General features: G+C 62.4%; 1 pseudogene. It reads right to left on the bottom strand.

Going from position 1 to position 394, the window contains the following annotated elements:
• Positions 1-367, bottom strand: a pseudogene (locus EOA85_RS37115) (hypothetical protein); the annotation flags it as partial.
• Positions 368-394 lie beyond the last annotated feature (27 nt).

Here is a 394-nt window from a genome sequence, read left to right as displayed (position 1 = left end):
AGCGTTGCCAGCCGGACCTGGACGGTGTCGTTGCGTGTTCCTTGCGGGTGAGTGCGAGATAGCTGATGGAGATGACGCGCTGCTCAAGCTCAGTGCCGGCGCGGTCACGGTCGGCGAAGGTATAGAGCTGCTCGATATAGCCCAGCGGGTGCCCGGTTTGCTCCTCGACCCACGCCCGCAAACCGGACTGCAGCGATCGGTGCTCGAGTGCAAGCGGACCGGAGGGCAAGGTGTCCGCCTGTCCGATGGTCAGCACACAGGGCTCATTGTCGCTCAGCGCAACGACAACGGCGGTCAGGTCGACCTTGACTGTGTCGGCCTTGTCTCCAGGCCTGTCTTTCCTGATCCTTTTTGCGCGATCTTCCATTGTCCCTGTAGTGCCTAAGCGGAGCCG

This window comes from Mesorhizobium sp. M5C.F.Ca.IN.020.29.1.1 (assembly GCF_003997375.1).
Classification (GTDB): Bacteria; Pseudomonadota; Alphaproteobacteria; order Rhizobiales; family Rhizobiaceae; genus Mesorhizobium; species Mesorhizobium wenxiniae.
The sequence above is the reverse complement of the archived record's forward strand: the minus strand, read 5'-3'. Positions and strand labels throughout refer to the sequence as shown.